Genomic DNA, 3,311 nt, shown 5'->3' on the forward strand with positions numbered 1-3,311 from the left:
ACTCTGGCCAATGACAACATTATCCACCATCCGGCGAGTTTTTCAGAGTCTCCCTAGGTGACATGCCTAACGCCCTGGCTGAGCCGCCGCGAAGCCGTCGGCTCAAGCGCATTTGTTGGTCGAGCCCCTACGCTACCGCAGGCAATGCCGCTTGCACCTCTAGCGGAACGTCCACGCCCGGAGGCCAGACGAGTACCTCTTTCCCTCGGCGACGCTTATACGCGCTGTAACTTAAATAGAATTCTGCCTGCGGCAGTTCGGAATACAGTTCCCGTATTGGCGGCACATCATCGTAGGTCATAATCCAGGGAAACCCGACGCCGGCAGTCAACACGGCAGCTAGTTGTCTATGCTCCTGGTTGGAAAACCGATTCATGTAAAGCTCAGCACCCTTCACATAGTAAGGGGGATCTATGTAGACAAAGTAACTTCGACCTCGCTTGGTGTCTCTGTTGATACGCTGAAGTAGGCGGGTCCCGTCATCGTTTGACACTTTAATTCGATCCGAATATATTCCAATCCGCCTAACGCGCTCACAAAGTGCATCTCTATTAAATCGCGCATCTATCTTGTAGTTGCCGCTTTGGTCGTAGCCCCCGATGGGGCCTCCATTATGTATAATTCCTGATCGAGTCGTCCGGTTCAGGTAGAACGTAGCAAAACCTAACCGAAGAGGATCGCCCGGCGAACACTCATCATAGACAGCCCGTTGGCGCCGCCACTCATCTACGCTAAGCTCAACCGTCTGAGCTAAGTCGATGAACTGTTCGTTGTAATTAGTGACTGATATCCAGAACGCACTAATTCGTGGGTCCGCGTCATTTATTGTGATTGCCTCAACGTATTCTTCGAATAGCAGCCTGAGAGCCGCTCCCGCACCACCCGCGTACGGTTCAACGTAATGTGGTTCTGTGAACCTATTGTGCTCTAGGAGCGATATCAGGAAATCCGAAAGAACCGCCTTGCCGCCTGGATAGCGGAGCGGGCTATAGTGTTCAGCCATATGCCGCCCTCAGAAAATAAAGCAATTAACTCAAAATAATCTCAAGCATAGGCTCGGCTCGATCCCACAGCGCCCTGAGATCCCCTTCGGTTGGGGTGACGTACGGATTGTGAGTAAACTCATTGAATCCATCAATGGTTATGAAATAGTTGCCGTCCTTCGCGGCAAGAGATCTTGTAGACTTGTACCCATCGGCGGTCATGCCTTGAAATATTCTCTTATCGACGGCGTAGCTTATAAGGTCTCTAAGAGGGGGGGTCCAATCTGGATTGTAGTTCCGTTTCTTTCCATTCTTATCGATATGATCGCATATTGCATCTGCGTGTCCCTCTCTCTTGATGTAACTCCAAAGAGCTACGTCCATTAGAACCCGTAGCATGACTCCTGTTGAATTCCGGTGCTCGAATATTTTTAGGGACTTCAGTTCCTTAAAGATCGCAGATACTTTCGCGACCTGTGATCGGCAGACGAAGTCACGTGGTACAACCGACGGAGAAGTCTTTGGTGTAGTGGATGATGGCCTGTGACTTCTGCGGCGCTCGCCAGATTCGAGTTCTTCGGTCGCTTCGCCGTCTACCACAAAGGCATCAGGATCAAACGAGCCACGCTTCTTGGTTTCCGGCAGATCTTTCTCTGCCTCCTCAATATATTTTTGGAAGTCCGCTTCATCATTGATTCTTCGGGTCATCCCCTTGGTCGTTACATCTGATACGACTTTAGCTAGAACAGCCTTAAACCGGTCGGGGTGAGTAACGCCAACAAAGCCCTTTTCGTCGTTGAGCTCGATGCCAAGGAACTTGCGGCCCGTCTGCGACTCGATGAATCGCTCAAGGGTCGTAAGGGGGAACCGAGGATCTTCGACGCGCTTTCGGGTGTCCGCATCAAGATCAAGAGAAAGCGCAATTCTATGAAGCTTCTCAGAGCGGAGGAAGCTTCGTATTTGCGCAAGCGAGATGCCGAGCTGCTCGGCAACTTCGGACGGCTGAAGACCTTGTGCCATAAGCTCGTGATAGAAGCGCGCTTGTTGGAGCGAGGACCAGCGTCGCTTGGAATCCCCGGTATGGAGCGCAGCAATTATGGGAGCTGCCGACAGACGATCGGGAACGACCGCAACGTCAATTTTCCCTAAAGAAGCCAAGTCCGCCTTTGCAGAGAGAGATCTGAAATATTTGACCTGAGAAGGTGTCGGTGCGAGTTCAGGGCTCAGCAAAAGCTTTATAGCAGCTAGCCGGCGGTTGCCCTCGAGAACGGTGAAGCGTCGCCCAGTGGGGACAACTACAAGGCGTTCGTTGGCGAACAAGCCGAGCTTCGCGATAGACGCCGCAAGCTCCTTGACGTCCTCGTGGGCTAGCAGTTCGTGGAGTAGCTGGCGCTGGTTGTCCGACCGACGATCGGCGGGAATCCGTGTGTTTTTTGGATCCAATAGAAGACTGCCAGCCTTAACCTGCGTCGATCTGATCTCTACTGCCACTGTCATCCCCCTTCATTGCCGCAAGCCCGATTATCGGTACCATCTACTATCTGAGATCGTCTGGTTCAGCGTCCAACGGGGCGCGAGTTGTGCGGCACCCGCGCGTGGGTGGATCGGACGGCTTGCCGAACGAGACACCCCAAGCCGGCGCAGCCGCGAACGCAGAGAGCGGTGTCCGCTCGAGCGAGGGTTGGCCGGCGCTCGCGCACGATATTCACTGCAGCCGTATTATGCTAAATCGGAATATTTCATTTTAGCCTATGATATGGCTTTGGCGCATAGTACCGCTGATTCCCGTAGGCGCGAGCGCAGGGCAACTTCTATTTTTCACCCTAACTGGCGCATTGTTTTAGGCCAGTATGTCGTGTGATATCCACATACGTCAACCATGGCGCCAGGTAGCAAGCATTCGGCCGCTTTACGCACCCTAACCATAAAAATGACTACGCCATTGACAGAAGATCTCCCATTCAGCCCTGCCAAGACTGCTGAATCAGGCAAAAACCGCTTCACCGCCGACTGCGGAAAAACGCCCGCAGCATCGCCCCCGCTTCTTCTCCCAGCACACATTCAGTGATCATGATCCGGTGGTTCAGCCGGGTATCATTCAGCAGCTGATAGAGGCTTTGCACAGCCCCGCCCTTGGGGTCTATAGCGCCATAGACGAGGCGCTGCACGCGGGCGTGGAGCATAGCGCCGGCGCACATGAGGCAGGGTTCGAGGGTGACGTAGAGGGTAGCGCCGATGAGGCGGTAGTTTGCGCTGCGCCGGGCGGCATCGCGCAGGGCGACGACTTCGGCGTGGGCAGTGGGATCGTGGGTGGTTATGGGCTGGTTC

At 53.9% G+C, this 3,311-nt stretch carries 3 protein-coding genes; all 3 read right to left on the reverse strand.

Annotated elements, in window-relative coordinates; translation table 11 throughout:
- Window positions 1-127 precede the first annotated feature (127 nt).
- Window positions 128-1,003 (reverse strand): DNA adenine methylase, encoded by an 876-nt coding sequence (locus tag WOB96_RS14375; protein ID WP_341371992.1) that lies wholly within the window; start codon window positions 1,001-1,003, stop codon window positions 128-130.
- A 25-nt stretch (window positions 1,004-1,028) separates the two neighbouring features.
- Window positions 1,029-2,480 carry a ParB N-terminal domain-containing protein gene (locus WOB96_RS14380; RefSeq protein ID WP_341371993.1) on the reverse strand — a complete coding sequence of 484 codons (1,452 nt, stop codon included), beginning with the start codon at window positions 2,478-2,480 and terminating at the stop codon, window positions 1,029-1,031.
- Window positions 2,481-2,983: 503 nt separating this feature from the next.
- Window positions 2,984-3,311, reverse strand: a 328-nt coding sequence (gene tadA / locus WOB96_RS14385; RefSeq protein WP_341371994.1) for a tRNA adenosine(34) deaminase TadA, incomplete at its 5' end; no start/stop codon positions are given.

The organism is Thermithiobacillus plumbiphilus, from assembly GCF_038070005.1.
Classification (GTDB): Bacteria; Pseudomonadota; Gammaproteobacteria; order Acidithiobacillales; family Thermithiobacillaceae; genus JBBPCO01.

Excerpts from the sequence above, each read along its gene's own strand:
- WOB96_RS14375 (WP_341371992.1), bottom strand. The coding sequence starts at position 1,003 with ATGGCTGAACACTATAGCCCGCTCCGCTATCCAGGCGGCAAGGCGGTT.
- WOB96_RS14380 (WP_341371993.1), bottom strand. The coding sequence starts at position 2,480 with ATGACAGTGGCAGTAGAGATCAGATCGACGCAGGTTAAGGCTGGCAGT.